Below are 23255 nucleotides of genomic sequence, written 5' to 3'. Positions count from 1 at the left end.
TCAATTTAGGATATCACTCCAGATCCAATCAACTCATCACCAAGATACCATGCGGCAAACTGTCCCTCTGTTATAGCCGATTGTGGCTCAACGAACTCTATATATAATCCTGAATCCACTTGATATAATTTGGCTTCCTGAAGTTTTTGTCGATATCTTATCCTAGCCATAACTTCCATGGTACCATCAATAGGTAGCTTTAAATCTTCCCGTACCCAATGCACTTCATCATTTTTAATAAAAAGTGCTCTTTTAAACAGGCCAGGATGCGATTTCCCTTGCCCAGTAAAAATGATATTCTCTTTGACATCGGTATCGATAACGAAAAGTGGTTCAGTTGTACCACCAACGGCTAATCCTTTTCTTTGGCCTTTAGTAAAAAAGTGAGCCCCTTGATGTTTGCCAACAACCTTGCCATCGGTTAAAGCAAAATGATGCTTTCTAGATAAATAAGCCAACTTTTCTTCTTCTGAATTGAAATCTACAGACTCCTGAAGAAACTTCTCATCATTCTCAGGAATTTCAACAATAACGCCTTCTTTTGGTTTTAACTGTTGTTGGAGAAAATCGGGCAATCTAACCTTTCCTATGAAACATAACCCTTGAGAGTCCTTTTTATCTGCTGTAATGAGATCTAAACGTGATGCTATTTCCCTAACCTCTGGTTTTGTTAATTCTCCTATAGGGAATAAAGAACGTGATAGTTGCTCTTGACTTAATTGACAAAGAAAATAGGATTGATCTTTATTAGAGTCTACTCCTGCCAATAGTTGATAGATTTCTTTTCCATCTTGTACCAAAGTTCCTTTTCTACAATAGTGACCAGTTGCAACGTAGTCTGCTCCAAGTTCTAAGGCAATCTTCAAGAACACATCAAACTTAATTTCTCTATTACAAAGAACGTCCGGATTTGGCGTTCTTCCTTGTTCATACTCATTGAACATATAATCAACAATCCGTTCCTTATACTGTTCACTTAAATCCACAGTTTGAAATGGGATCCCCAATTTATCAGCCACCAACATGGCATCATTACTATCATCTAACCATGGGCATTCATTTGAAATAGTTACAGATTCATCATGCCAATTCTTCATAAATAAGCCGATAACCTCGTAACCCTGCTCTTTTAACAAGTATGCCGCTACACTGGAGTCAACACCTCCAGACAATCCAACTATGACTCTTTTTCCTTCCATATTTAAGTGCAAAGATACATTTTTTAAACATCAAATTTGGATTCCTTTAGAAATCCAAAATTCAAAACTGTTTAAGTTTTTTTACAATTTATTAAACATTTAACATCTTTTTGTTTAATCTTTTATTAGTTTTGTTAAACAACAATTTAAAATCACTGATTATGAAAACATTAAAACTATTAGCAATCTTATTTATTGCTCCTTTTCTCATAACTAATTGTAGTGACGATGATGACATGACTCCAATTAATACTCCTACTCCAACGGCAACCACTATTGTTGATTTAGCTATAGATACACCCGAACTAAGCTCTCTTGTGGCAGCTTTGCAACAAGCTGATGGAGATTTGACCACCGTATTGAGTGGTGATGGACCCTTTACTGTCCTTGCACCAACTAATGCAGCCTTTGCAACCTTTTTGAGTGCGAACGGTTTTGCTTCCTTAGACGAGGTTCCTACTGATATCCTTTCAAAAATATTATTGAATCACGTTATTTCTGGAAATGTTATGTCCACCGATTTAGTAGCCTTGGGTGAAGGATACACTTCCACCAGTACCAATGGTGCTGGAGGAATGCCCATGAGTCTTTATTTTAATACAAGCAATGGTGTTATGTTCAATGGTATATCTTCAGTAGAACAAGCGGATATAGAAGCTTCAAACGGTACCATTCATATTGTGGATGCTGTGATAGGCTTACCAAATTTAGTAGACCATGCCTTGGCCAATCCTAACTTTACTAATTTGGTAGGAGCCTTATCAGCTGCAGATGGAGATCTTGTGGATGTCGTTGGCAACAATGGTCCGTTTACCATACTCGCTCCAGGTAACAATGCCTTCGGTACATTTTTAACTAATAACGGTTTTGCTTCATTAGATGAAGTACCTACGGACATTTTGGCACAAGTATTACTAAACCATGTCTTATCCGGAAGTATATCATCTTCCAATTTAGTAGAAGCAGGGGCAGGTTACACTTCTACAAGTGCTACCGCAGCACCAGATGGAAATGCCTTAAGCCTTTACTTTAATACAAGCGATGGTGTTAGTTTTAACGGTGTTTCTAACGTTGCTACACCTGATATTGTGGCGACCAATGGTATTATCCATGCTGTTGATGGCGTTATAGGATTACCAACTGTTGTTGATTTTGCTTTGGCAGATCCAAACTTTACCACTTTAGTAAGCGCTTTAACTCGCGATGATTTGACTTTTGATTATGTAGGAGCTTTATCTACACCTAATGGAACTGCACCCGCACCTTTCACAGTATTCGCCCCTACAAATGATGCATTCGCTTCTTTATTAGACGAACTGGGAATCTCAGGCTTAAATGATATTTCTGAACCAGTTTTAAAAGCAACTTTAGATCACCATGCCGTAGCTCAAGCCAATGTATTATCCTCAGATTTAATGGATGGAATGACTATATCTACCTTAGGTGGAAATATCACCGCACAATTAGAAGGTGGTGCTGCCTTGGTGGATGCCAACGGAAGAATTTGCCATATAATAGCTGTGGATGTACAAGCTTCTAATGGTGTAATACATGTTATAGATAAGGTTGTTTTACCACCTTTATAAAAAATAACAGAATAAAAAACGCTGTTAATTAGATCGTTATATTATTTTCGATTAAAAGCCTGATTAAAAATTTGGGTGTGATGTAACAATTACATATCTTCGGAATCGTTATTTTTAGGTAACTTCCCACAAATAGATTGATTAATAGCTTATTCAAAAATGTGATAATTGATACCTAAAAAAGAAAAGCTCCTTTTTCAAGGAGCTTTTTCTTTTAATAAATTTAATATACCTACTTTTTCTTATATGGATTTTTACTAACTCTAGTGAAGTCTTTTTCCTCCTTCAATTCACCATTTTCGTAATATTTCCATATACCATCCTTTCTGTCATTTTTATATCTTCCCTCTTGCACTAACTTCCCAGAGCCATCATAAAACTTTGCCTCTCCATGCAATAATCCATCTTTGTAATGGTAGATCTTAGTCACCACCCCTTGATCTGAATACCATGTAGCCTTCCCGTCTACGTTTCCATTTTTAAACATGCGTTTTTCAGCAATGTTTCCATTGGTGAAATAAACAATGCTCTCTCCTTCTAATACACCTCGTTCATTATAATTCTCTCGGTTCATGACGGCATTTTTATCCTTATGATAATAAATCCATTCACCTGTATGAAGCTTTCCTTTCATTTTGCCCTCACTTATCTTTTTACCTTTCGATGAGTAAAAAGTCACCTTAGCCTTACCATCTGGCAAAAATTCACGAGTAGCGGCCAACACAGCCTTTCCATTGATGTTTTTATAATATTTAAAGGTTCCTACTTCTTTACCATGGTTAAATTCACCTTCATACCTTAGCACATCAGAGTCTTCAAACTTTTTCTTCCAAACTCCATGTCGTTGCCCTTTATCATCCATTTGGTTTATATCTTGGGCATTCAAAACCATCGTTCCCGTGAAGAAACATATTAATACCACAACAATTATTGATTTCATTCCTGTCATATTGTTCTCTTTTATATCCTTAAATAACAAAAAAGCTGCCAATTTATTTGACAGCTCCTTTAATTATTTTTTGCGATTCTGATTTCGTTGCTGTTGTTCCGCCTGTTCCATCATTTCCTTCATCTTCCTCTGGAACTTGCTTTCCTTTTTAGGCTGAGCCTTTTTAACTTGAATTTGTGCATGAATTTTATCTTCATCCAAAATGTAGTTTTTGATGACTATCATAATTCCAATACTAATCAAATTGGATATAAAGTAATACAAACTCAATCCCGAAGCATAGTTATTAAAGAACACCAACATTAATAAAGGAGAGAAATAAATCATCACCTTCATCATTTTCTGCATATCAGGCATCCCCTCTTGCTGTGGTTGTGACATGGCAGTCTGTTGGCCTGTTGTCATTTTCATGTAGAAGAAAATTGCAATAGCCGCCAAAATAGGGAACAAACTTACGTGCTCTCCGTAAAAAGGTATCTTAACAGGCAATTGAGCTACCACATCATAAGAAGATAAATCTTCTGCCCATAAGAAACTTTTCTGTCTCAAATCAAATGCAGATGGGAAAAACTGAAACAGTGCATAAAAAACCGGGAGCTGTATCAGAGCTGGCAAACATCCACTTAACGGACTGGCACCAACCTGAGTTTGTAAAGCCATAGTTTCTTGTTGGATCTTCATCTTATTATCCTTGTGCTTTTCTCTAATTTGATCCAATTCTGGTTTGATCACCTTTAATTTAGCTTGAGACAAGAACTGTTTGTACTGAACGAAAGACATCAAAAGTTTGATCAAAATGGTCATGACAATGATAGCTCCCCCATAAGGCAAAATAGTAATCAAGAAGTTAAATAGAGGGATAAATAAGTATCTATTGATCCAACCAAAAATTCCCCAACCTAGTGGAATGGAATCTTCTAGGTCATAATCATAATTCTTTAGAACCTTGTGATCTGTAGGTCCAAAGTACAATTTCAAATTTTCATTCAATTCTCCGGCATTTAAAGCCATAGGTATTTTAGAACCGAATGTTTTGGTAAATAGTGTATCAACATCCTCATCTTCCACCATATTTTCTGAAGTCAATTTTACAGACTTAAATGGTTTTTCAGAAATTAAAATGGAACTAAAGAAGTGCTGTCTATAAGATAACCAAGTTAAATCTTCTACACTTTCATCATCAGATCCTGTAGGTGATAATTTACTAATTTTACCATCATCATGTTGATAGGTTAATCTCGTATATCGATTTTCATAACTGATACTCTTATCATTTCTGAAACCTTTAAGACTCCAATCCAAATTTACTTCTTGGGAGCCATTGATTACTTGGCTAAGACCTTGCGATTGGATTGAAAAATCCATCATATAGTCATTGGGTTTCAGAACATATCGGTACTCCAAATACTTAGTTGCAGAAACCTTCAATTTCATTGAAACCACTGTATTCTCTCCATTTTTGGTTACAGATGGTTCAAAATATAAATCCTTAGTGTTTAAAATTCTGCTATCAGTCGTTCCAAAATTAACATTAAAGGTACTATTATTCTCTTTGATCAAGTAGATAGGAATGGAATCATAATCTACAAAAGGCTTTAAGCGGACTTCCTTTAAAAACCCACCCTTATTGCTAAATTTCAAATCCAATAACTCGGTTTCTACCTGCGTAAATTCATCCTTAGCTGATGGTAAAGTAGCTGAGTAGGCAAATGCTCCCAGTTTATTTTGTAATTCCAAAAACTTTAGTGAATCTTGTGCACTAGCGGCCGAGAAATCTTCTGAAGTTGCAACTTTAGGCTCTTGTTCCTGTTGCTTTTTTTGTTGTTCTACCTGTTCTTGCTTTTGTTTAGCCTCCAACTCCTCTTGGGTTGGTGTTTGCATGTAGAACATGTACAATAAAATTCCGAAAATAAGTACAAACCCTATTATCGAATTAATGTCTAATTTCTTTTCTTCCATTTAAGTATAATTAGTCCTATTCTCCTTGAAGAGAATTAATAACATCATTGTGCAACTCAAAAAGTTGTCCAATTTTATTTTTGTGCCATACTGACACTTTTATTTTTCTTATGCTTGAATGCAGCTTTAACGAAAGCTACAAATAAAGGGTGTGGGTTGGCCACCGTACTTTTATATTCTGGGTGGTACTGAACACCTACAAACCATGGGTGTTCTGGTACCTCAACGATCTCAACCAATCCAGTATCTGGATTCAATCCCGTAGCAATCATACCTGCTTCTTCGATACGTTGCTTGTAATCGTTATTAAATTCATAACGGTGTCTGTGACGCTCTTGAATCAGGTCTTTCTTATAAATTTGTTTAGCTAAAGACCCATCTTTAATTTCGCAATCCCAAGCTCCTAACCTCATGGTACCACCCTTATCGGTGATATGCTTTTGTTCTTCCATGATATCTATGACCGGGTCTGGGGTATCTGCTCTCATTTCGGTAGAACTGGCCTCAGACAATCCCAAAACATTTCTAGAATATTCAATAACAGCCATTTGCATTCCTAAACAAATTCCAAAGAAAGGAATGTTATTTTCACGAACATATCTTACGGCATCAATTTTACCTTCAATACCTCGTTCTCCAAATCCGGGAGCTACCAACACACCATTCAAATGAGAAAGTTTGATTTTTACATTATCCTCATTTAAATATTCTGAGTGAATAGGCTCCACGTTAACCTTTACTTCATTGGCAGCACCTGCATGAATAAAGGCCTCTAATATAGATTTATAAGAATCTTGAAGTTCTACATATTTACCAATAAGACCAATGGTAATTTCGGTAATTGGATTTTTATGTCTTTGAAGAAATTTATTCCATTGCGTTAAGTCTGGATCAGAAGCCTCCAATCCAAGTTTTTTTAAAACTACCTTATCCAAACCTTGTTTCAACATTAAGTTTGGTACATCATAAATGGTAGACGCATCGATAGATTGAATTACAGCTTCTTCCCTTACATTACAGAATAAAGCCAATTTGGTGCGAAGCTCGATTGGTAAATCGTGTTCGGTTCTACAAACCAAAACATCTGCCTGAACCCCACTTTCCATAAGGGTTTTCACACTATGTTGGGTAGGTTTAGTTTTTAATTCTCCTGCAGCAGATAAAAATGGTACTAAAGTCAAGTGAATCACAATACCATTGTTTTCTCCCAAATCCCATTTTAACTGACGAACTGCTTCAATGTAAGGCAATGATTCAATATCCCCTACAGTTCCACCAATCTCTGTGATAACGATATCCCACTCTCCAGATTTACCCAGTAATTGAATGCGTTCCTTGATTTCGTCAGTGATATGAGGAATGACCTGAACAGTTTTCCCTAAGAATTCACCTCTTCGTTCTTTCTCAATAACACTTTGGTAGATTCTACCTGTAGTCACATTGTTAGCCTGACTGGTAGGTACATTTAAAAAACGCTCATAATGACCTAAATCCAAATCAGTTTCGGCTCCATCATCGGTTACATAACACTCCCCATGCTCATAAGGATTCAAGGTACCTGGATCAACATTAATATAGGGATCCAACTTTTGAATGGTTGTTCTATATCCTTGGGCTTGAAGTAATTTGGCTAGAGAGGCAGCTATGATTCCTTTTCCTAACGAGGAAGTCACACCACCGGTTACAAAGATGTACTTGGTATTCGTATTTGTTGTCATGTTGCGCTTTTAAACGCAGGCAAATTTACAAAATTAAAACCGTTAATAAAGGAATGTAGCAGTAGAAAAATAAGATTTATTAACACTGGTCATTTTGAAACCATCCAATTAAATATCAATCGCTTAGAAACTTACTTGGGATAATTCTCACGAATGTTTCTCACCAAAATTTCCAAGCCGTTTACTTTAAGTTCGTAAACCGTTTGAAGCATCTCCCCTAACTGACCTTTTGGGAATCCTTTATTATGATACCAAACCACATAGTACTCGGGTAAATCTATTAGGTATCTATCCTTATATTTACCAAAGGGCATTTTTGTATGAGCCAACTTAATTAAAAACTCTTTGCTTGGTCCTAAATTCATTTATACGATTCCAATTGTTTTAATTGGGTTGAAATATAAGCTTGCCATTTTAATTGATTGGCTAAATCTCGAGAAAAATTGGTTTCACGATCATAGTCTTCTTGCATTTTTGCCCAATCCCTATTAATCTGTACATGCAATCTATCTATGTCCTGAACTAGTTGCCGTGAAATTTCAACAGCATCCAATTCCTTTCTAAAACGGCGGGCATGTAATTCCGTAATATCAAAATGCAACTGTTCATGATTCAATATAACCGAGGTAGTATCAGCTAGCTTTACCCAAGATTTTTCAGGATAAAAAAAGGCATTCACCTTGGGTTCAAATCCTATTATGTTATCATCTGATGTTTTTAGAGCGTATTCAAACACAATACCTGATGCGGTAAGTGCCACTGCCTTGGTATTGTTATTGGGTTTCCCCTTAAAATCGTCCCATTGCAACTTTTGAGCTCCACTCCATTTTATGGAAGGATCTGAACTTTTATCTGATATGAAAAAGGGAGACAAGCAAAGCAATATCCAAAAAACTAGTTTCATAGATAAACCATTTACTAGTTAAAACGAATAATCAACAAACTTTATTACTTGACTACAACAATCTTAAGATTATCATATTTCACTAAATAAGACGTATCATTATAGTACCCCCCAAACAATTTTTTCTTGTATGCGAATTTATTTTCCACATACTCTGTCATAGGAGCATCTATAACCGACTGATATAGATCTGGCGAAGTCACCAATCTTAAAACAACATCCATAGTTAAATCAAAACCTCTTGTCGCCACCTTGTTAGGGGTAATGTCAAAACGCTTTTCATAAGCCTTAACAAATGGATTTTGGTCATCTTCATTATATGATTTGGCAATGGATGGAAAATGGAATTGCAAATTAGACAAATGGTAATTTGAAACCTCATCATCCCTAAAAGCATCATTCATATTAGTGGTTGCAAGAATAATGGATTTATCTTCCAAATTAGTCATGGAATTCAATTTACTGGTCACGTTTGAAATAAACCCTGGATTATCCGACTCAAGGAAAACCAAGTTGACACCCTCCTTTAATCTACTCAATATATCATCATCCAAAACATAGAAAGCATCCTTACCTTCCTTATCTTTTCTTGAAAATACTTGAGAAGCATACATAAACTGACGCTTCAACTCATCTGCTGCCTTTGTATGTTTTTGGTCTGAAATTATAATGGTATTCTGAATGAGACTATCTGCTTTAAAATAGTCTAATACGGTATTGTATAACAAATCTTCGGATGGTCTTGATTGGAATACATTATCAAACAACTGAACATTTTTTGTTACCGGCGAAATAACCGGAACGTTAAATGCTTTTAATTCAGATGCTACCCTTTCAATATTTGAAGGCATCAATGGACCAATGACAGCATCAACATTTTCAAAAGAATGATCTCTTAAAATCTCATTGATGGTGCTAATTTGGTTTTTGGTATCATAGGTGTCCACTTTTAAATTAACACCTAATTTTTGAAGCGAATCAAACGCTACGACAACCCCCGAATAAAAGTCTAACGACATATTTAAAAAAGGATCAGTATGCATCTGCTCCTTGGTATCCTGAATAGAATCCATTTCAAGTTTATTCAACTTAAATGGCAGCATCACAGCAATATGCTTTAACTCTCTTGATAATGGTTTTTCATCCAAACTAACCTCAGGTGTATCAATAGCAACACCATTCGCTTCCAACGTTGGATCGTAAGGCACCTTTAAAATCATACCTTCTTTCAATCCATCTATTTTCAAATCTGGATTTAAGGCTTCTAATTGACTTTGATCCAATCCCAATTTAATTTTTAACCTATAAAAACCTTCTTTTGGATTTACCTTATAATAAGAGTATTGATTGTCTATTGGTTTTTCAATTTCTGCAGAGATATTTGGCACATTAATCACTTGCCCCACATCCAAAGTATCTGCTATACCAGGATTAAGTTCATCTAACTCTTGAACAGAAATACCATATTTATATGCGATTCGCCATTTACCTTCTTTAGGAAGAACGGTGTATTTTTTTGTTTTTGAATTATCTACGATATCAACAACTTCCTCCACCGTTTTATAGACTGGGATTTTTATTTTATCACCTTTTTTCAGGTTACTGGCATATAAATCTGGATTGTGTTTTTTAATTTCTGAAACCTCAACCTGATATTCCTTAGAAAGACTAAACAAAGTCTCTTTTTTCTTGACCCGGTGCTCTTTAAAACCAATCAATTCCTTGGTTATTTTTGGTTCTGCTTTAACCTCTGCTCCTGATTTTGGGACAATAAGAACGGTGTTTGGCTTCAACTCTTTTTTGGCATCTGGATTCAGTGCATAAAGCGTTGAAGTTGAAACATTGTAGGTCTTTGCAATACTTTGAATAGTCTCTCCATGCTTGACTTTATGGGTTCCGTAGTTTTGAGCCTGTACAGACGTCAAAATCCCCAGTCCAAGCATGAAAATAGTTACTAAAAATATTTTTTTCATGAATGAGGTTTTACACTTCTTGATAAAGTTAATGGAATATCCGGTAATTCAAAATTTAATGAATATACGTTCTATTCCCACTCTATGGTTGCCGGTGGTTTAGAACTAATATCATATACTACTCTATTCACACCTTTAACTTTATTAATGATTTCATTTGAAGTCTTTTGCAAAAACTCATAGGGTAAGTTAACCCAATCGGCTGTCATTCCATCTGTACTTTCTACAGCTCTTAAGGCCACACACTTCTCATATGTTCTTTCATCTCCCATTACACCCACACTATTTACAGGAAGTAACATGGCTCCAGCTTGCCACACAGAATCATAAAGACCCCATGATTTCAAATTACTAATAAAAATGGCATCTACCTCTTGAAGGATTCTCACTTTTTCTGCTGTGATATCTCCCAATATTCTGATTCCTAAACCTGGGCCTGGAAATGGATGTCTTCCCAATAAATTTGGACTCATTCCCATAGAAGCACCAACTCGTCTTACTTCATCTTTAAACAACAGTTTAAGAGGTTCTACAACCTTCAATTTCATGAAATCTGGCAATCCCCCAACATTGTGGTGACTTTTTATGGTAGCACTTGGACCTCCAGTGGCCGAAACACTCTCGATTACATCTGGATAAATAGTTCCTTGAGCCAACCATTTTACATCACTTATAGCATGAGCTTCATCATCAAAAACTTCAATGAACACGCGACCAATAATTTTTCTTTTACCTTCTGGGTCACTTTCACCTTTAAGAGCATCCAAAAAACGTGCCGAAGCATCAACGCCTTTTACATTTAACCCCATTCCTTTGTATTGTTCCAAAACATCTTGGAACTCATTCTTCCTTAGCAACCCGTTATTAACGAAGATACAGTATAGGTTTTCACCTATGGCCTTATTCAATAACATAGCAGCCACAGAAGAATCTACACCTCCAGACAAACCAAGGACCACTTTATCGTTTCCTAATTTCTCCTTCAGCTCTTCTACTGTTTCTTCTACAAAGGATTGTGGTGTCCAGTCTTGATTTACACCAGCTATTTGAACTAAAAAGTTTTCTAAGATTCTTTTACCATCCATGGAGTGATAAACCTCTGGATGAAATTGAATGGCATACGTTGTTTCTCCTTCAATTTTATATGCAGCATTTTCCACATCGTGAGTACTGGCAAGAAGAACGCCATTAGTTGGTAAATGTTTAATAGTATCACTATGGCTCATCCATACCTGACTTCCTTCTGATACACCTTCAAAAAATTCATCTTCTTTAATGAATGACAAGTTTGCTCTACCGTACTCCCGTGTATTTGAAGGAGCTACTTCTCCACCAGAAAAGTGTGCTAAATATTGTGCTCCGTAACAAACTCCCAATAAAGGTTTTTTTGCTCGAATGTTTGAAAGATCTGGGTGTGGAACTTCTTCTGACCTTACTGATGAAGGACTTCCTGAAAGGATTACAGCTTTATAACCATCAATATCTTCTGGAACTTTATTGAACGGGTGGATTTCACAATAAATGTTGAGTTCTCTAACTCTTCGGGCAATCAACTGCGTGTATTGGGACCCGAAATCTAAAATAAGTACCTTGTTGTGTTGCATGCGCAAAATTAAAATTTATAGCTGAAATAGCCAGCTACTTTTTAAAATTATATCATAGACTCCAATATCAACTGGATATCTTGTTCGGTTGTATCAGGATTAATAAAACAAAAACGGGAAACAGTTTCAAATCCACTTTTTGATTTCCACTTGGTTGGTGTCACCAATGCAAACCCAGATTTATGGTTTTTATAGGTCCATTCTCTATAATCTTGAGGCTCCCAGTCTTTTCTTCTGAATAAAACACAGGACAAGCTAGGTTCCCTAACCAGCTCTACATGATCCATTTCTTCAATCATTTTCCCGGCTATTTGAGCTAGCTCCAATCCACGTTCAATAGCTTCTTTGTAAGTATTTGTTCCATGCATTGCTAAAGAAAACCACAAAGGCAATCCTCTCACACGGCGTGTCAACTGAATTTGATATTCTGTAGGATTAAAACCAATAGCGCCTTCATCATTAAATATTTCCAAATAGGATCCTTCTTGATGATGCGCTAATTTAGCTAGTTCTGGTTGCTTGTAAATGACAGCTCCACAATCATAAGGAGAAAACATCCATTTATGAGGGTCAATAGTAATACTATCAGATTTCTCAATTCCTTTAAACAAATGTCTTACGGAATCAGCCGCCAGTGCTCCACCTCCGTAGGCAGCATCAACATGAAACCATAAATTTTCACGTTCACAGACATCTGCGATTTCATCAAGTTCATCAATAATTCCTGCATTGGTTGTTCCGCCTGTTGCTACTACGGCAAACAACCTTCTCCTTTCAGCCTCCGAAAGTGAATCAATCATTTCAGTTAATTCCTTACCTGAAAGCTTTTCTTCAGAATCAACCAACATAATATCAACATCTGCAACCTTGGCCATAGCTTTAATAGATGAATGCGCTCCTATAGAGGTAATGATCAATCCTTTTTCGCCTTTAAATTCTTCCTTCTGCCTCCAACTTTCTCTTGCTGTTACTATTGCCGATAAATTAGCAGCTGTACCACCACTGGTAAAAACCCCAAAGGCACCTTCAGGCAAACCTGTTAAAGAAACTATCCACCTCATGGCTTCATTTTCACAATAAATACCACCAGCTCCTTCCATCCAATAGGCTCCATGAATACAAGAGGCCGAAGTCACCAAATCAAACATAACCGCTGCTCTCGAGGGCGATGCTGGAACGAAGGCTAAATGCCTAGGATGATCGACAGGTACATTTGCTTTGGATAAATGTTCTTTCCATAGATTAAAGGCATTTTCTCCCCCAATCCCTTTTTCGGTAATGGTTTCACCCACTAAAGATTTTAGTTCCTTTTCTGATTTTGGATGACCTATGGGTTGGTCGGCGACGGTAATTCTATCAATAGCGTATTTCATGACGTCTAAGGTCATGGCAACCAAATTAAAATCTATTTTGTGCATGCTTAATCTAAGTTTAGTATTAAAAACTCACCTGACAGAGGTTGCAAATTTAACACTAACTGTTGGATTAATTGGTCTCCATACTCCAAATAAAACTCTGAAAAATTGGCTTGACGTTCTTGAAGACTTTGGCTAGGAAAAAGTTCATTTTGCAGGTTAGAAGCCCTGTCCAAAACATCGTGCCATTTTCTTTTCTGGGCTTTTAAAAGTCTTTTCTCCAAATGCTCCAGACCTTTTATTTGTTTTCTTTCCTGTGCTCCTACCGCTCCAATAAACGAAGGGTCTGTTTGCTGAGCTACTTTATAAAGCTCTTCAAATTGATTTTGAAGAAACTGCTTTTGCTCAGAAAAGTCGATGTCAACCTCGGAAAGCTGCTTGGTTAATTTTGTTTTTAATTCAGACTGTTTTAAAAATAAATCCTGAATCTTGAGATTAAGTTTATCCAACTTAAGGCGCTGCTTTTTATTGGTGATTAAAACAGAGTTCCGAAGTAAAAGAACAGGAAATACCACTTGATTTTTATCAAAATTAGACTTTAACTGAAACCAATAAGCTAATTCACCACCACCTCCAATATAACATAAATTAGGAAGGATTACTTCTTGGTACAATGGTCGTAAAATAACATTAGGACTAAATCTTTCAGGGTAGTTTTCCAGTTCATTTAATATTCCATCCTTATCCCACGACATATTGGTTTCCAAAACGGAATAGGTACCCTCCTGCTCTACAATACGTTCGCGTATTCCTCCATGAATATAGAATAAATTGATTTCACGTGGATTTACCTGAATCTTATAATTTTTGGGTAATTGATAGATGGATTCATTTGTTTTTGAAACTTCTTGAAAAGAGGACTGCTCCAATAGCTCCTTTTTCATGTAAGGAACAAACAAGTTTTTTAACTCATGACTATTGGCATCGATAATCACCAAACCGTATTCAGAGAACAACTCATTAGCCAAATACCTAGTAGCATCTGCCAAATTGCTGCTTTCCAAATAGGTATTTTGAAAAAGCTTTTTTAAATACGTTGCATTTTTACTAGCGTTCAATTGATTTGAGAATACCTCAAAAACTTGGTCTAAACCATCCAAACGCAATTCACCCACCACGCCACTAGATGCTCTATCCCACTTTATTTTTTTACCATCAAAATTGAAGTAATTGATTTCTTCAAAATCATGATCTTCTGAAGCCATCCAATAAATGGGAACAAAATTATAATTTGGGTAGGTCTCTCTTAATTCTTTACACAGATTAATCGTTGAAATGATTTTATATAAAAAATATAAGGGTCCTGTGAATAAATTTAATTGATGCCCTGTTGTAATTGTAAAAGTATTTTCATTTCCTAAGGCAGTTATATTTTGCTGGGTCTGTTCTGATATGTTCAAACCCTTATATTGCCTATTTAATGATTCAAGTAAAATCCGTCTGCTTTCAATTGGGTAGTTTAATTGCTTCTCTTCAATTTGTTTTGAAAAATTCTCTTTACTTGGGAAATGATTGTAAAAGTGTTTTAATTCTTCCTTTTGGTCTAGATAATCGTTTATTAAATCAGAAAAATAATTGCTCTCTTTAAAGGAAATACAGTCGGTTGGCATATATTAATTCAAAATTTCTGTAAATATACGGCTATTCCAATTTGAGAATTCTAAAAAATAAGTTAAGAGAATACCTTTATCCATTTGACAGGATTGCGTCTTTATATTATTGAATTGCAAACGAAAACCTAAAAACATTATCAAATTCAGAAAAATTCCGTATCTTATCAAAAGAAAATTAGGTAGACAAAACTAATAATCTATGAAGTCTCATGAAAACTTTACGCGTAACTTCACATTTCCCCAAGTCGTTGCTCCTTCTAGCTGCCTTTTTACTTTCGGCATGTTATTTTAATGTTTCTGCTTTTTCAACTGAAAACACAACCTCAATTCAACAAAATTATGACGAATACAAAGGAAGTGTTTATGATGCCAAAACTAAAGATCCGCTCACTTTTGCAGATATCACTTTGAAAGGAACCAATATAAGCACCATCACCAATACTGAAGGTGAGTTTATGTTAAAAGTTCCAAAAGATCAAAACAATGGTATCATTGAAATTTCATTCTTGGGCTATACCAAGAAAGAATTAAGCTTAACTGAATTTAAAAACAATTCTAAAATCTATTTAGAACCTTCCGTTTCAGAACTAAGTGAAGTGGTCATCAACAGACCAGAAACAGCATTAGCTCTGGTTGAGGCTACTTTGAAAAAGAAAGGTGAAAACTACATCAACCAACAAAATATTATGACTGGTTTTTATAGGGAAACCATTAAAAAACGTCGCAAAAACGCCTCCCTCTCTGAGGCCGTTGTAGAAATATACAAACAACCCTACAATTCCAATAAAAAGGACAAAGTAAAAGTCATTAAATCAAGAAAAGATGTAGACTACTCTAGGTTAGACACCTTAGCTCTTAAACTTCAAGGTGGTCCTTTTAGCACCCTGTATGTTGATATGATTAAATACAATGAGTTTATTTTTGATTTTGACACGATGAAATACTATGATTTCAGTTTTGATAATTCTACTCAAATCAATAATCAAAATGTTTTCGTGGTAAACTTCAAGCAAAAACCTGAGGTCGATTCTCCTCTTTATTATGGTAAGCTCTTTATAGACACTGAAAATTATGCCTTAGTAAGTGCCGTCTATAATTTAAATGTGGAAGATGAGAAAGAAGCGAGTAAGCTCTTTGTCAAGAAAAAACCAGCAAGGGTTGACGTTTATCCTAAGGAAGCCGCCTATCGTGTAGACTACAGAACACATAATGGAAAGTGGCATTACAGATATAGTAATGTGCAACTCATGTTTGTGGTCGATTGGAAAGGAAAATTATTTAATAGTAGGTATTCGCTTAATAGTGAAATGGCTATTACCGATTGGAAAGAAGATGCTTCTAAAAGATTGTCATCTGGCGAAAGCTTTAAACCTAGCATGATTTTAATGGAAGAAGCCTCTGGATTTTCTGATCCCGAGTTTTGGGGAGAGTACAATATTATCGAACCTGAAAAGTCTATAGAATCAGCCATTGAAAAAATCAGTAAAAAAATGGCTAAAAACTAATTTCAATACTTACCAAAAACTGAAAAGAGGCCGTCAAAATTCATGACAGCCTCTTTTTTATTTTATTAAACTAGTTTTCAATTAATACCTTCCTAAGTCAGTGACTTTCGCCCATGCTTCTACAAAATCATTTACAAATTTGTCTTTGGCATCTGCACTGGCATAAACTTCGGTCAATGCCCGCAATTCAGAATTAGATCCAAAAATTAAATCAGCTCTGGTTCCAGTCCATTTCTTTTCTCCTGTGGCTCTATCTTTTCCTTCAAACAACTCATTTTCCTCAGAAATAGCGCTCCATTTGGTACCCATATCCAAGATATTCACAAAATAGTCATTGGTTAAAGTTCCTGGACTATTTGTTAATACACCATGGCTGGATCCGTCATAATTAATATTAATGACCTTTAATCCTCCCATCAAAGCAGTAAGCTCAGGAGCTGTTAAAGTTAGAAGTTGCGCTTTATCAATCAACAATTCCTCTGAACTAACAGGAAACTTGGTCCCTCTGTAACTTCTAAATCCATCTGCAAATGGCTCTAGATAATCAAAAGCCTCAACATCAGTCTGTTCTTGAGATGCATCCATTCTACCCGGGGTAAATGGCACTGACACATTTTTACCTGCATTCTTAGCAGCTTTTTCCACCCCTGCATTACCAGCAAGAATAATCAAATCGGCCAGTGACACCTTTTTATTACCAACTTGGGAATCGTTAAAATCTTTTTGAATACCTTCTAAAACACCCAACACTTTGGATAATTGTGCCGGATTATTTACTGTCCAATCTTTCTGAGGTTCCAGTCGAACTCTAGCGCCATTAGACCCGCCACGTTTATCTGACCCTCTAAATGTTGAAGCAGAAGCCCATGCAGTACCAACCAATTCCGAAACGGACAAACCGCTTTCTAAAATTTTTGATTTAAGTGATTCTGCATCATCACTAGTGATCAAATCGTGATTAACTTCAGGCACAGGATCTTGCCAAATTAATTCTTCTTGCGGCACTTCTGGACCTAAATATCGCTCTACAGGGCCCATATCTCTATGAGTTAATTTATACCATGCTCTAGCAAAGGCATCGGCAAACTCATCTGGGTTTTCATAGAATCTTCTTGATATTTTTTCATATTCTGGGTCAAACCTTAAGGACAAATCTGTAGTCAACATGGTTGGACGGTGTTTTTTATTTGAATCAAAAGCATCTGGGATACTTTCCTCTGTACTTTTAGCTACCCATTGTTTAGCACCGGCTGGACTTTTGGTCAGCTCCCATTCATTTTCAAATAAATTCTTAAAGAAAAAATTACTCCATTGTGTAGGCGTTTGTGTCCAGGTCACTTCTGGTCCGCCGGTAATAGCATCTTTTCCACTTCCTGTTTGAAAGCTACTTTTCCATCCAAATCCCATTTCTTCTATAGCAGCGGCTTCTGGTTCAGCTCCCACATATTTACTTGGATCAGCCATTCCATGTGTTTTCCCAAAGGAATGTCCGCCTGCAATTAAAGCAACGGTTTCTTCATCATTCATGGCCATTCTTTTAAATGTTTCCCTAATATCAACTGCTGCTGAAAGCGGATCACCATTTCCATTGGGTCCTTCAGGATCTACATAAATCAATCCCATAACCACAGCTGCTAACGGGTCTTCCAAATCTCTCTCACCAGAATAACGTTTATCACCTAGCCACTCCTTTTCAGAACCCCAATACACATCTTCTTCTGGCTCCCACACATCTTCACGACCGCCACCAAAACCAAAGGTTTTGAAGCCCATGCTCTCTAACGCCACATTTCCAGCTAAAATCATTAGATCTGCCCAAGAAATCTTATTACCATACTTTTGTTTGATTGGCCACAACAATCTTCGTGCTTTATCTAGATTAGCATTGTCTGGCCAACTGTTCAGAGGTGCATAACGTTGCTGTCCAGCTCCTGCTCCACCTCTACCATCACCTATTCTATAGGTTCCGGCACTATGCCAAGCCATTCTAATAAAAAGTCCTCCGTAATGTCCAAAATCTGCTGGCCACCAATCTTGTGAATCGGTCATCAAATCATTCAAATCTTTCTTTAATGCATCATAATCCAAACTTTCAAAAGCTTCTTTATAATTATAATCTTTATCCATTGGATTGGACAGTTCAGAAAACTGACGTAGAATATTTACTCGCAATTGGTTAGGCCACCAATCTCGGTTTCGAGTTCCTCCACCAGCCGCTTTTTGAGGCGCTGCCCCAGAAAAAGGACATTTGGCACTTGACTCATTAACTTCCCAGGCATTTCCTTGATCATGCCCATTTGAATGCATATGATTTCCCATATTTAATATGTTTTAGTTTATGTTTCTTAAAATTACAATAATCAAATCTTATGAAATCTAATTTTCAATCAATAAAATTTATATCGATATAAACCTCATAAAACACCTTTAATTTACGGAATTTCAAAGAGGTATAAAAGACCTAAACGTTAATAAGGTATTAATTAAATACCGTTCTAAATAAACCTACATATTCTACATCTACTACTTATTTTTATCTGATATGATTATAAATTACCAACAAACCTATTTTTAATGTAATACATGTTACACAAGTTACGTTTGTTATTTATTAATTTCATCCTCATGAAACACATATGGATTGGTTGCTTTTTCTTTTTAGCAACCCAAATGACAATCGGTCAAAACTGGATGACCAATTTTACGCAAGCAAAGAGTTTAGCAGCTAAAGAACATAAACCAATTGTTCTTGTATTTCAAGGATCAGATTGGTGTGCTCCTTGTATCAAATTAGATAAAGAAATTTGGAGTACCGAAGAATTTAAATCGTATTCCAAAGATCATTTTGTCATGCTCAAGGCAGACTTTCCACGGAAAAAAAAGAATACCCTTTCTTCAGAATTGCAAAAACAAAATGGTGAATTGGCTGAAAGGTACAATCCCAATGGATTTTTCCCTTATGTTTTAGTATTGGATGAAAAAGGGCTGGTCAAAGGAAGTACGGGCTACCAAAAAACAACACCCAAAGAATTTATAAAAATCTTAGAATCATATCATTGAGAAAACTTATTCTCATCGGGTTCGTAATTTTATTGGCTACCTCCCTGCAAGCCCAGACACCTTTCAAAAGGGTTTTGAAATTGATGGGAAGCCGCTTTGAAATTACTGTAGTGGCCAACTCTCAAAACGAGGCAGACCAATATATAGATCTGGCTGTTGATGAAATGAGTCGGATTGAAAAGCTTATCTCCTCATGGGATCCAACATCCCAAACATCCAAAATCAATGCCATGGCGGGGATAGAACCTGTTCAAGTGGACAAAGAGTTATTTGATTTAATCAAACGGGCTATTGGAATATCAAAAATTACTGATGGCGCCTTTGATATCACCTATGCTTCCATGGATAAAATCTGGAAGTTTGATGGTAGCATGACCGAGATGCCTTCCCCGGAAGCCATTAAAAATTCGGTTTCAAAAGTGGGTTATCAGCATATCGTTTTGAATGAAAAGGAGCTTTCGGTTTACCTGGATCAAGAGGGGATGAAAATTGGCTTTGGCGCTATTGGAAAAGGCTATGCCGCAGATGTAGCCAAAAATTTATTAATGAGTAAAGGCGTTGTTTCTGGAATCATCAATGCCTCTGGCGATATGAATACTTGGGGAAAACAACCCAATGGAGAGCCATGGCAAGTGGCTATCACCAATCCTATGGACAAAGATAAAGCGTTTGGACTATTGCCAATCGAACATGGAGCTGTCGTAACTTCTGGGAATTATGAAAAATATGTCACCTTCAATGGTATCAGATATACCCATATTATTGACCCCAGAACTGGTTACCCCGCCACAGGTATTATAAGTGCTACCGTATTTGCACCCAAAGCCGAACTGGCTGATGCCTTAGCAACTTCCATTTTTGTTATGGGAAAAGAAGTTGGATTAAATCGAATCAATCAATTACCACAAATTGAATGTATTATCGTGGACGAAAACGGCCATGTTTTTACCTCAAAGAACATTAAAATTAATTAGTAGCTATGAAAAAATTAGGTCTTGCTATTGTTATTCTTTCAACTGTCACTTCTTGCATGACCGTTAAGGAATATGAAAAAATCAACATCAACGATCCAGATATGGCCCTTTCGGACAAACCTGCAGATCGTAACGTGACCACCTTCCACTCCTACAGAGAAGCCGCTTCTGGAGCCAACGGAGGAAAAACAGGAGGCGGTTGCGGATGTAATTAACCTTAATTTAAAAAAAGATGACAATTAAATCTCTCATATTTACCTCTGTAATCAGTCTGGGATTTGGAAGAGTTGTACAAGCACAAAACTCGCCCGTTTCAGATTCTACAAGAGTTTACAAAAAAAGAGTTCTTGAAAGTACTGAAGTGGATATCTTAAGCAGTTACTACAGTCAAGACGGAGACAATGCCGCCGTTTCAGGAGGTATCGGAACCGAAGAACTTACCGATGCAACGGGAACCATCATTGTGTCGATTCCACTTAATGATGATGATGTACTGACTATTGATGCCGGAATTTCAGCATATACTTCTGCTTCGTCAAGTAATATCAATCCATTTGACAGTAACGATCCGGCAGATCCTTTCACAGCAAGTTCTGGAGCTTCCTCAGGCGATATTTGGGTTAACGGGAATATTGGTTACAGTCATTCTTCAGATGATAGAAATACCATTTATTCAGGAAAAGTATCGGTAGCCTCAGAATTTGATTATTTCTCTTTGGGATTTGGTGGAAGCATCACCAAATTATTTAACGAGAAAAATACCGAACTGAGTTTACATGCTAGTGTCTATCTAGATACTTGGAAAATCCTATACCCTTATGAATTAAGGCCATTTGCTGATAACGGACCAGGTTTGAATGATGAATTTTATCAGGGTCGCATCATTACAGGTAATCCAGATTATGCCCCCTCTTTACATGAAATAGATAGCGAGGGACGAAACTCCTATTCTGGTGGATTGAACTTTTCACAGATATTGTCAAAAAATATGCAGGGGTCCATCGCTTTGGATGTGGTAAAACAACAAGGCCAATTAGGAACGCCTTTCCAAAGGGTTTACTTTGCCGATGTAGCCAATTCCTATATTGAGAATTTTCAATTGGCAGATGACATCGAACAATTACCGGATTCGCGATTCAAAATAGCCATTGGTGGCCGTTTGCACTACTACATCAATGAATTCCTGGTGCTGCGAACCTATTACCGCTATTATTCTGATGATTGGGGAATCAATTCACATACCGCCAGTTTGGAAGTGCCAGTTAAGATATCAGATAAATTTACGCTTTACCCTTCATATCGCTATTACAATCAAACCGCCGCTGATTATTTTGCACCATACGAAACCCATTTATCCACTCAACACTATTATACTTCAGATTATGACCTTTCAAAATATTCGGCCAACCAATACGGTTTTGGAGTCTCATACACCGATATTTTCACCAAGGCCCATATTTGGAAGTTTGGTTTAAAAAGCGTCGACTTAAAATACTATCATTACGACAGAAACACATCCTTTAATTCTAACATCATTACGGTGGGTATAAAGTTTGTTCAGTAGATATTCAAATTAGGTTGTATGGGTGTAATTTCTTATTATTATGAGAAATTAACATCACATGAAAAACAAATACATGGGGCTAGGTGTCGCTCTAGGAGTTGGATTAGGCACCCTTATTGGCTCTCTCTTTGATCAAACAAGTGTTGGACTAGCCATTGGAATTGCCATAGGCATTTCATTTGGTTTGATGATGGATAGGAGAAAGAAGAAATAAAGTCTAGCATTACAGTAAATGCCTATGCAATTTAAAATAATTTTCATTTTTCTTTTAATATCAACAAATCTTTGCGCTCATAAGGATAAAGTTATTGCCAAAAACTATGGCAATATCAAAATTTATATTAAAACTGGTTTTAACTATTCTGAAATAGATAAAATTCAAATAATAGGTCAATTGTCTGAAAAATTAGCTTCGAGGTTGCAATATCAGGACACCTTACTTATTGAATACATTCATGATTACATTGATAATTTCAAGGATAATTTATATTTATTGGAACCCAATAATTCTAACTATAAACTGGCATATGGCCTTAATTTAGAGGATCCTATTCCTTCTAATCACCAAGGACTTTCTGTTAGGATTTATGCAGATAGTGTTGACATAGTCAAAATTTTACATCTAGTGGAATACAGTATTCTTAATCACCAGAACCTTAGCAAACAAATCATAAAAACAACTATGGGGTATAATGTTTATGAGGATGAAGTTCTTCTAGAACCACTGGTTGTAATAGCCACAAACGAAAAATTAATTGAGGAAATCTTTAATGCTGAAAGCTCAAAAAGTATTAAAGATATTATCTCAGAAAGAATTCCTATTATCTTAAGAAAGCATTATGGAATGGAAATATATTGGAGTAACAATACTTTCTTTTTTGAGTATAAAAATTATGAGAAGCGGACACCAGTTTATGAAATTAAGGATTACTACTATCATTTATTTCCCAATCAAAACTTTGCTTTATTATTTATAGATGAACAGTCCTTTTATTACCTAGACGACTCCAACAATTCCCCAAAAAAGCTAATGACCTGTACTGTGGGAAGCAACGCTCCTATAAGAACAATGAATTTTGGGGACAAGGTATTATTACAGCACTGGAGAGATCTAAGTAGAATTAATATGCTACTCACCAAAAAAAATAAAGTCATTACTAAATTTGAGTAACCCTACTACAACTTTATTTCTCAATTAGATTTCGATTTTTTACCAGCTATTGAAAAACCTT

19 protein-coding genes are annotated in these 23255 nt (G+C 36.2%); 8 read left to right on the top strand and 11 right to left on the bottom strand.

The window, feature by feature from the left end; translation table 11 throughout:
- Nucleotides 1-5 precede the first annotated feature (5 nt).
- A complete protein-coding gene (mnmA, locus tag ZA07_RS14360; protein WP_053972452.1) occupies nucleotides 6-1199 on the bottom strand; it encodes a tRNA 2-thiouridine(34) synthase MnmA in 1194 nt (397 codons plus the stop codon).
- Between the two features lie 161 nt (nucleotides 1200-1360).
- Between mnmA and ZA07_RS14355 the strand changes: the two genes are divergently transcribed.
- Nucleotides 1361-2785, top strand: a complete 1425-nt coding sequence (locus ZA07_RS14355; protein WP_053972451.1) for a fasciclin domain-containing protein — start codon at nucleotides 1361-1363, stop codon at nucleotides 2783-2785.
- Between the two features lie 232 nt (nucleotides 2786-3017).
- On the opposite strand, the gene ZA07_RS14350 is transcribed toward ZA07_RS14355, so the two are convergent.
- The 9 genes from ZA07_RS14350 to bshC form a co-directional block, all read right to left on the bottom strand.
- Nucleotides 3018-3725, bottom strand: a complete 708-nt coding sequence (locus ZA07_RS14350; protein ID WP_053972577.1) for a toxin-antitoxin system YwqK family antitoxin — start codon at nucleotides 3723-3725, stop codon at nucleotides 3018-3020.
- A gap of 72 nt (nucleotides 3726-3797) precedes the next feature.
- Nucleotides 3798-5693, bottom strand: a complete 1896-nt coding sequence (gene yidC / locus ZA07_RS14345; protein WP_053972450.1) for a membrane protein insertase YidC — start codon at nucleotides 5691-5693, stop codon at nucleotides 3798-3800.
- A gap of 74 nt (nucleotides 5694-5767) precedes the next feature.
- Nucleotides 5768-7411, bottom strand: coding sequence for a CTP synthase (locus tag ZA07_RS14340; RefSeq protein ID WP_053972449.1), 1644 nt, complete (start codon nucleotides 7409-7411; stop codon nucleotides 5768-5770).
- Nucleotides 7412-7542: 131 nt separating this feature from the next.
- Complete coding sequence (locus ZA07_RS14335) at nucleotides 7543-7776, bottom strand: DUF3820 family protein (RefSeq protein WP_053972448.1); 234 nt, start codon at nucleotides 7774-7776, stop codon at nucleotides 7543-7545.
- The gene (locus ZA07_RS14330) at nucleotides 7773-8315 is read right to left on the bottom strand and encodes a DUF922 domain-containing protein (protein ID WP_053972447.1); all 543 of its coding nucleotides are present in this window, start codon (nucleotides 8313-8315) and stop codon (nucleotides 7773-7775) included. The genes ZA07_RS14335 and ZA07_RS14330 overlap by 4 nt, the downstream gene beginning before the upstream one ends.
- A 44-nt stretch (nucleotides 8316-8359) precedes the next feature.
- A complete protein-coding gene (locus ZA07_RS14325; protein ID WP_053972446.1) occupies nucleotides 8360-10288 on the bottom strand; it encodes a LysM peptidoglycan-binding domain-containing protein in 1929 nt (642 codons plus the stop codon).
- A gap of 71 nt (nucleotides 10289-10359) precedes the next feature.
- A complete protein-coding gene (guaA, locus tag ZA07_RS14320; RefSeq protein ID WP_053972445.1) occupies nucleotides 10360-11892 on the bottom strand; it encodes a glutamine-hydrolyzing GMP synthase in 1533 nt (510 codons plus the stop codon).
- Nucleotides 11893-11939: 47 nt separating this feature from the next.
- Complete coding sequence (locus tag ZA07_RS14315; RefSeq protein WP_053972444.1) at nucleotides 11940-13310, bottom strand: aminotransferase class V-fold PLP-dependent enzyme; 1371 nt, start codon at nucleotides 13308-13310, stop codon at nucleotides 11940-11942.
- A gap of 2 nt (nucleotides 13311-13312) precedes the next feature.
- Nucleotides 13313-14917, bottom strand: a complete 1605-nt coding sequence (gene bshC, locus ZA07_RS14310; protein WP_053972443.1) for a bacillithiol biosynthesis cysteine-adding enzyme BshC — start codon at nucleotides 14915-14917, stop codon at nucleotides 13313-13315.
- Between the two features lie 212 nt (nucleotides 14918-15129).
- Here bshC and ZA07_RS14305 point away from each other — a divergent pair, with 212 nt between their 5' ends.
- Entirely contained in the window at nucleotides 15130-16425 is a 1296-nt protein-coding gene (locus ZA07_RS14305; protein ID WP_053972442.1) for a carboxypeptidase-like regulatory domain-containing protein, read from the top strand.
- Nucleotides 16426-16506: 81 nt separating this feature from the next.
- On the opposite strand, the gene katG is transcribed toward ZA07_RS14305, so the two are convergent.
- Nucleotides 16507-18732 carry a catalase/peroxidase HPI gene (gene katG, locus ZA07_RS14300; RefSeq protein WP_053972576.1) on the bottom strand — a complete coding sequence of 742 codons (2226 nt, stop codon included), beginning with the start codon at nucleotides 18730-18732 and terminating at the stop codon, nucleotides 16507-16509.
- Nucleotides 18733-19050: 318 nt separating this feature from the next.
- Here katG and ZA07_RS14295 point away from each other — a divergent pair, with 318 nt between their 5' ends.
- From ZA07_RS14295 to ZA07_RS14275, 6 genes are read left to right on the top strand one after another with little or no spacing between them, the layout of a single operon-like run.
- A complete protein-coding gene (locus ZA07_RS14295) occupies nucleotides 19051-19485 on the top strand; it encodes a thioredoxin family protein (protein ID WP_053972441.1) in 435 nt (144 codons plus the stop codon).
- Complete coding sequence (locus ZA07_RS14290; RefSeq protein ID WP_053972440.1) at nucleotides 19482-20459, top strand: FAD:protein FMN transferase; 978 nt, start codon at nucleotides 19482-19484, stop codon at nucleotides 20457-20459. The genes ZA07_RS14295 and ZA07_RS14290 overlap by 4 nt, the downstream gene beginning before the upstream one ends.
- Before the next feature lie 5 nt (nucleotides 20460-20464).
- Nucleotides 20465-20674 carry a DUF4266 domain-containing protein gene (locus tag ZA07_RS14285; RefSeq protein ID WP_053972439.1) on the top strand — a complete coding sequence of 70 codons (210 nt, stop codon included), beginning with the start codon at nucleotides 20465-20467 and terminating at the stop codon, nucleotides 20672-20674.
- Nucleotides 20675-20691: 17 nt separating this feature from the next.
- Nucleotides 20692-22023, top strand: a complete 1332-nt coding sequence (locus tag ZA07_RS14280; protein ID WP_053972438.1) for a DUF3570 domain-containing protein — start codon at nucleotides 20692-20694, stop codon at nucleotides 22021-22023.
- A 58-nt stretch (nucleotides 22024-22081) separates the two neighbouring features.
- Nucleotides 22082-22237 carry a hypothetical protein gene (locus ZA07_RS16190; protein ID WP_166959558.1) on the top strand — a complete coding sequence of 52 codons (156 nt, stop codon included), beginning with the start codon at nucleotides 22082-22084 and terminating at the stop codon, nucleotides 22235-22237.
- 24 nt (nucleotides 22238-22261) lie between these two features.
- Nucleotides 22262-23194 carry a hypothetical protein gene (locus ZA07_RS14275; protein WP_157492161.1) on the top strand — a complete coding sequence of 311 codons (933 nt, stop codon included), beginning with the start codon at nucleotides 22262-22264 and terminating at the stop codon, nucleotides 23192-23194.
- Nucleotides 23195-23255: the final 61 nt, after the last annotated feature.

It is taken from the genome of Mangrovimonas sp. ST2L15, assembly GCF_001280515.1.
Lineage (GTDB): Bacteria > Bacteroidota > Bacteroidia > Flavobacteriales > Flavobacteriaceae > Mangrovimonas > Mangrovimonas futianensis.
The sequence above is the reverse complement of the archived record's forward strand: the minus strand, read 5'-3'. Positions and strand labels throughout refer to the sequence as shown.

Coding starts and splice junctions, on each gene's coding strand:
- ZA07_RS14275 (WP_157492161.1), top strand. CDS start 22,262: ATGCAATTTAAAATAATTTTCATTTTTCTTTTAATATCAACAAATCTT.
- katG (WP_053972576.1), bottom strand. CDS start 18,732: ATGCATTCAAATGGGCATGATCAAGGAAATGCCTGGGAAGTTAATGAG.
- ZA07_RS14350 (WP_053972577.1), bottom strand. CDS start 3,725: ATGAAATCAATAATTGTTGTGGTATTAATATGTTTCTTCACGGGAACG.
- yidC (WP_053972450.1), bottom strand. CDS start 5,693: ATGGAAGAAAAGAAATTAGACATTAATTCGATAATAGGGTTTGTACTT.
- ZA07_RS14355 (WP_053972451.1), top strand. CDS start 1,361: ATGAAAACATTAAAACTATTAGCAATCTTATTTATTGCTCCTTTTCTC.
- ZA07_RS14325 (WP_053972446.1), bottom strand. CDS start 10,288: ATGAAAAAAATATTTTTAGTAACTATTTTCATGCTTGGACTGGGGATT.
- ZA07_RS14305 (WP_053972442.1), top strand. CDS start 15,130: ATGAAAACTTTACGCGTAACTTCACATTTCCCCAAGTCGTTGCTCCTT.
- ZA07_RS14280 (WP_053972438.1), top strand. CDS start 20,692: ATGACAATTAAATCTCTCATATTTACCTCTGTAATCAGTCTGGGATTT.
- ZA07_RS14315 (WP_053972444.1), bottom strand. CDS start 13,310: ATGCACAAAATAGATTTTAATTTGGTTGCCATGACCTTAGACGTCATG.
- ZA07_RS14340 (WP_053972449.1), bottom strand. CDS start 7,411: ATGACAACAAATACGAATACCAAGTACATCTTTGTAACCGGTGGTGTG.
- guaA (WP_053972445.1), bottom strand. CDS start 11,892: ATGCAACACAACAAGGTACTTATTTTAGATTTCGGGTCCCAATACACG.
- ZA07_RS14330 (WP_053972447.1), bottom strand. CDS start 8,315: ATGAAACTAGTTTTTTGGATATTGCTTTGCTTGTCTCCCTTTTTCATA.
- mnmA (WP_053972452.1), bottom strand. CDS start 1,199: ATGGAAGGAAAAAGAGTCATAGTTGGATTGTCTGGAGGTGTTGACTCC.
- bshC (WP_053972443.1), bottom strand. CDS start 14,917: ATGCCAACCGACTGTATTTCCTTTAAAGAGAGCAATTATTTTTCTGAT.
- ZA07_RS14295 (WP_053972441.1), top strand. CDS start 19,051: ATGAAACACATATGGATTGGTTGCTTTTTCTTTTTAGCAACCCAAATG.
- ZA07_RS14335 (WP_053972448.1), bottom strand. CDS start 7,776: ATGAATTTAGGACCAAGCAAAGAGTTTTTAATTAAGTTGGCTCATACA.
- ZA07_RS16190 (WP_166959558.1), top strand. CDS start 22,082: ATGAAAAACAAATACATGGGGCTAGGTGTCGCTCTAGGAGTTGGATTA.
- ZA07_RS14285 (WP_053972439.1), top strand. CDS start 20,465: ATGAAAAAATTAGGTCTTGCTATTGTTATTCTTTCAACTGTCACTTCT.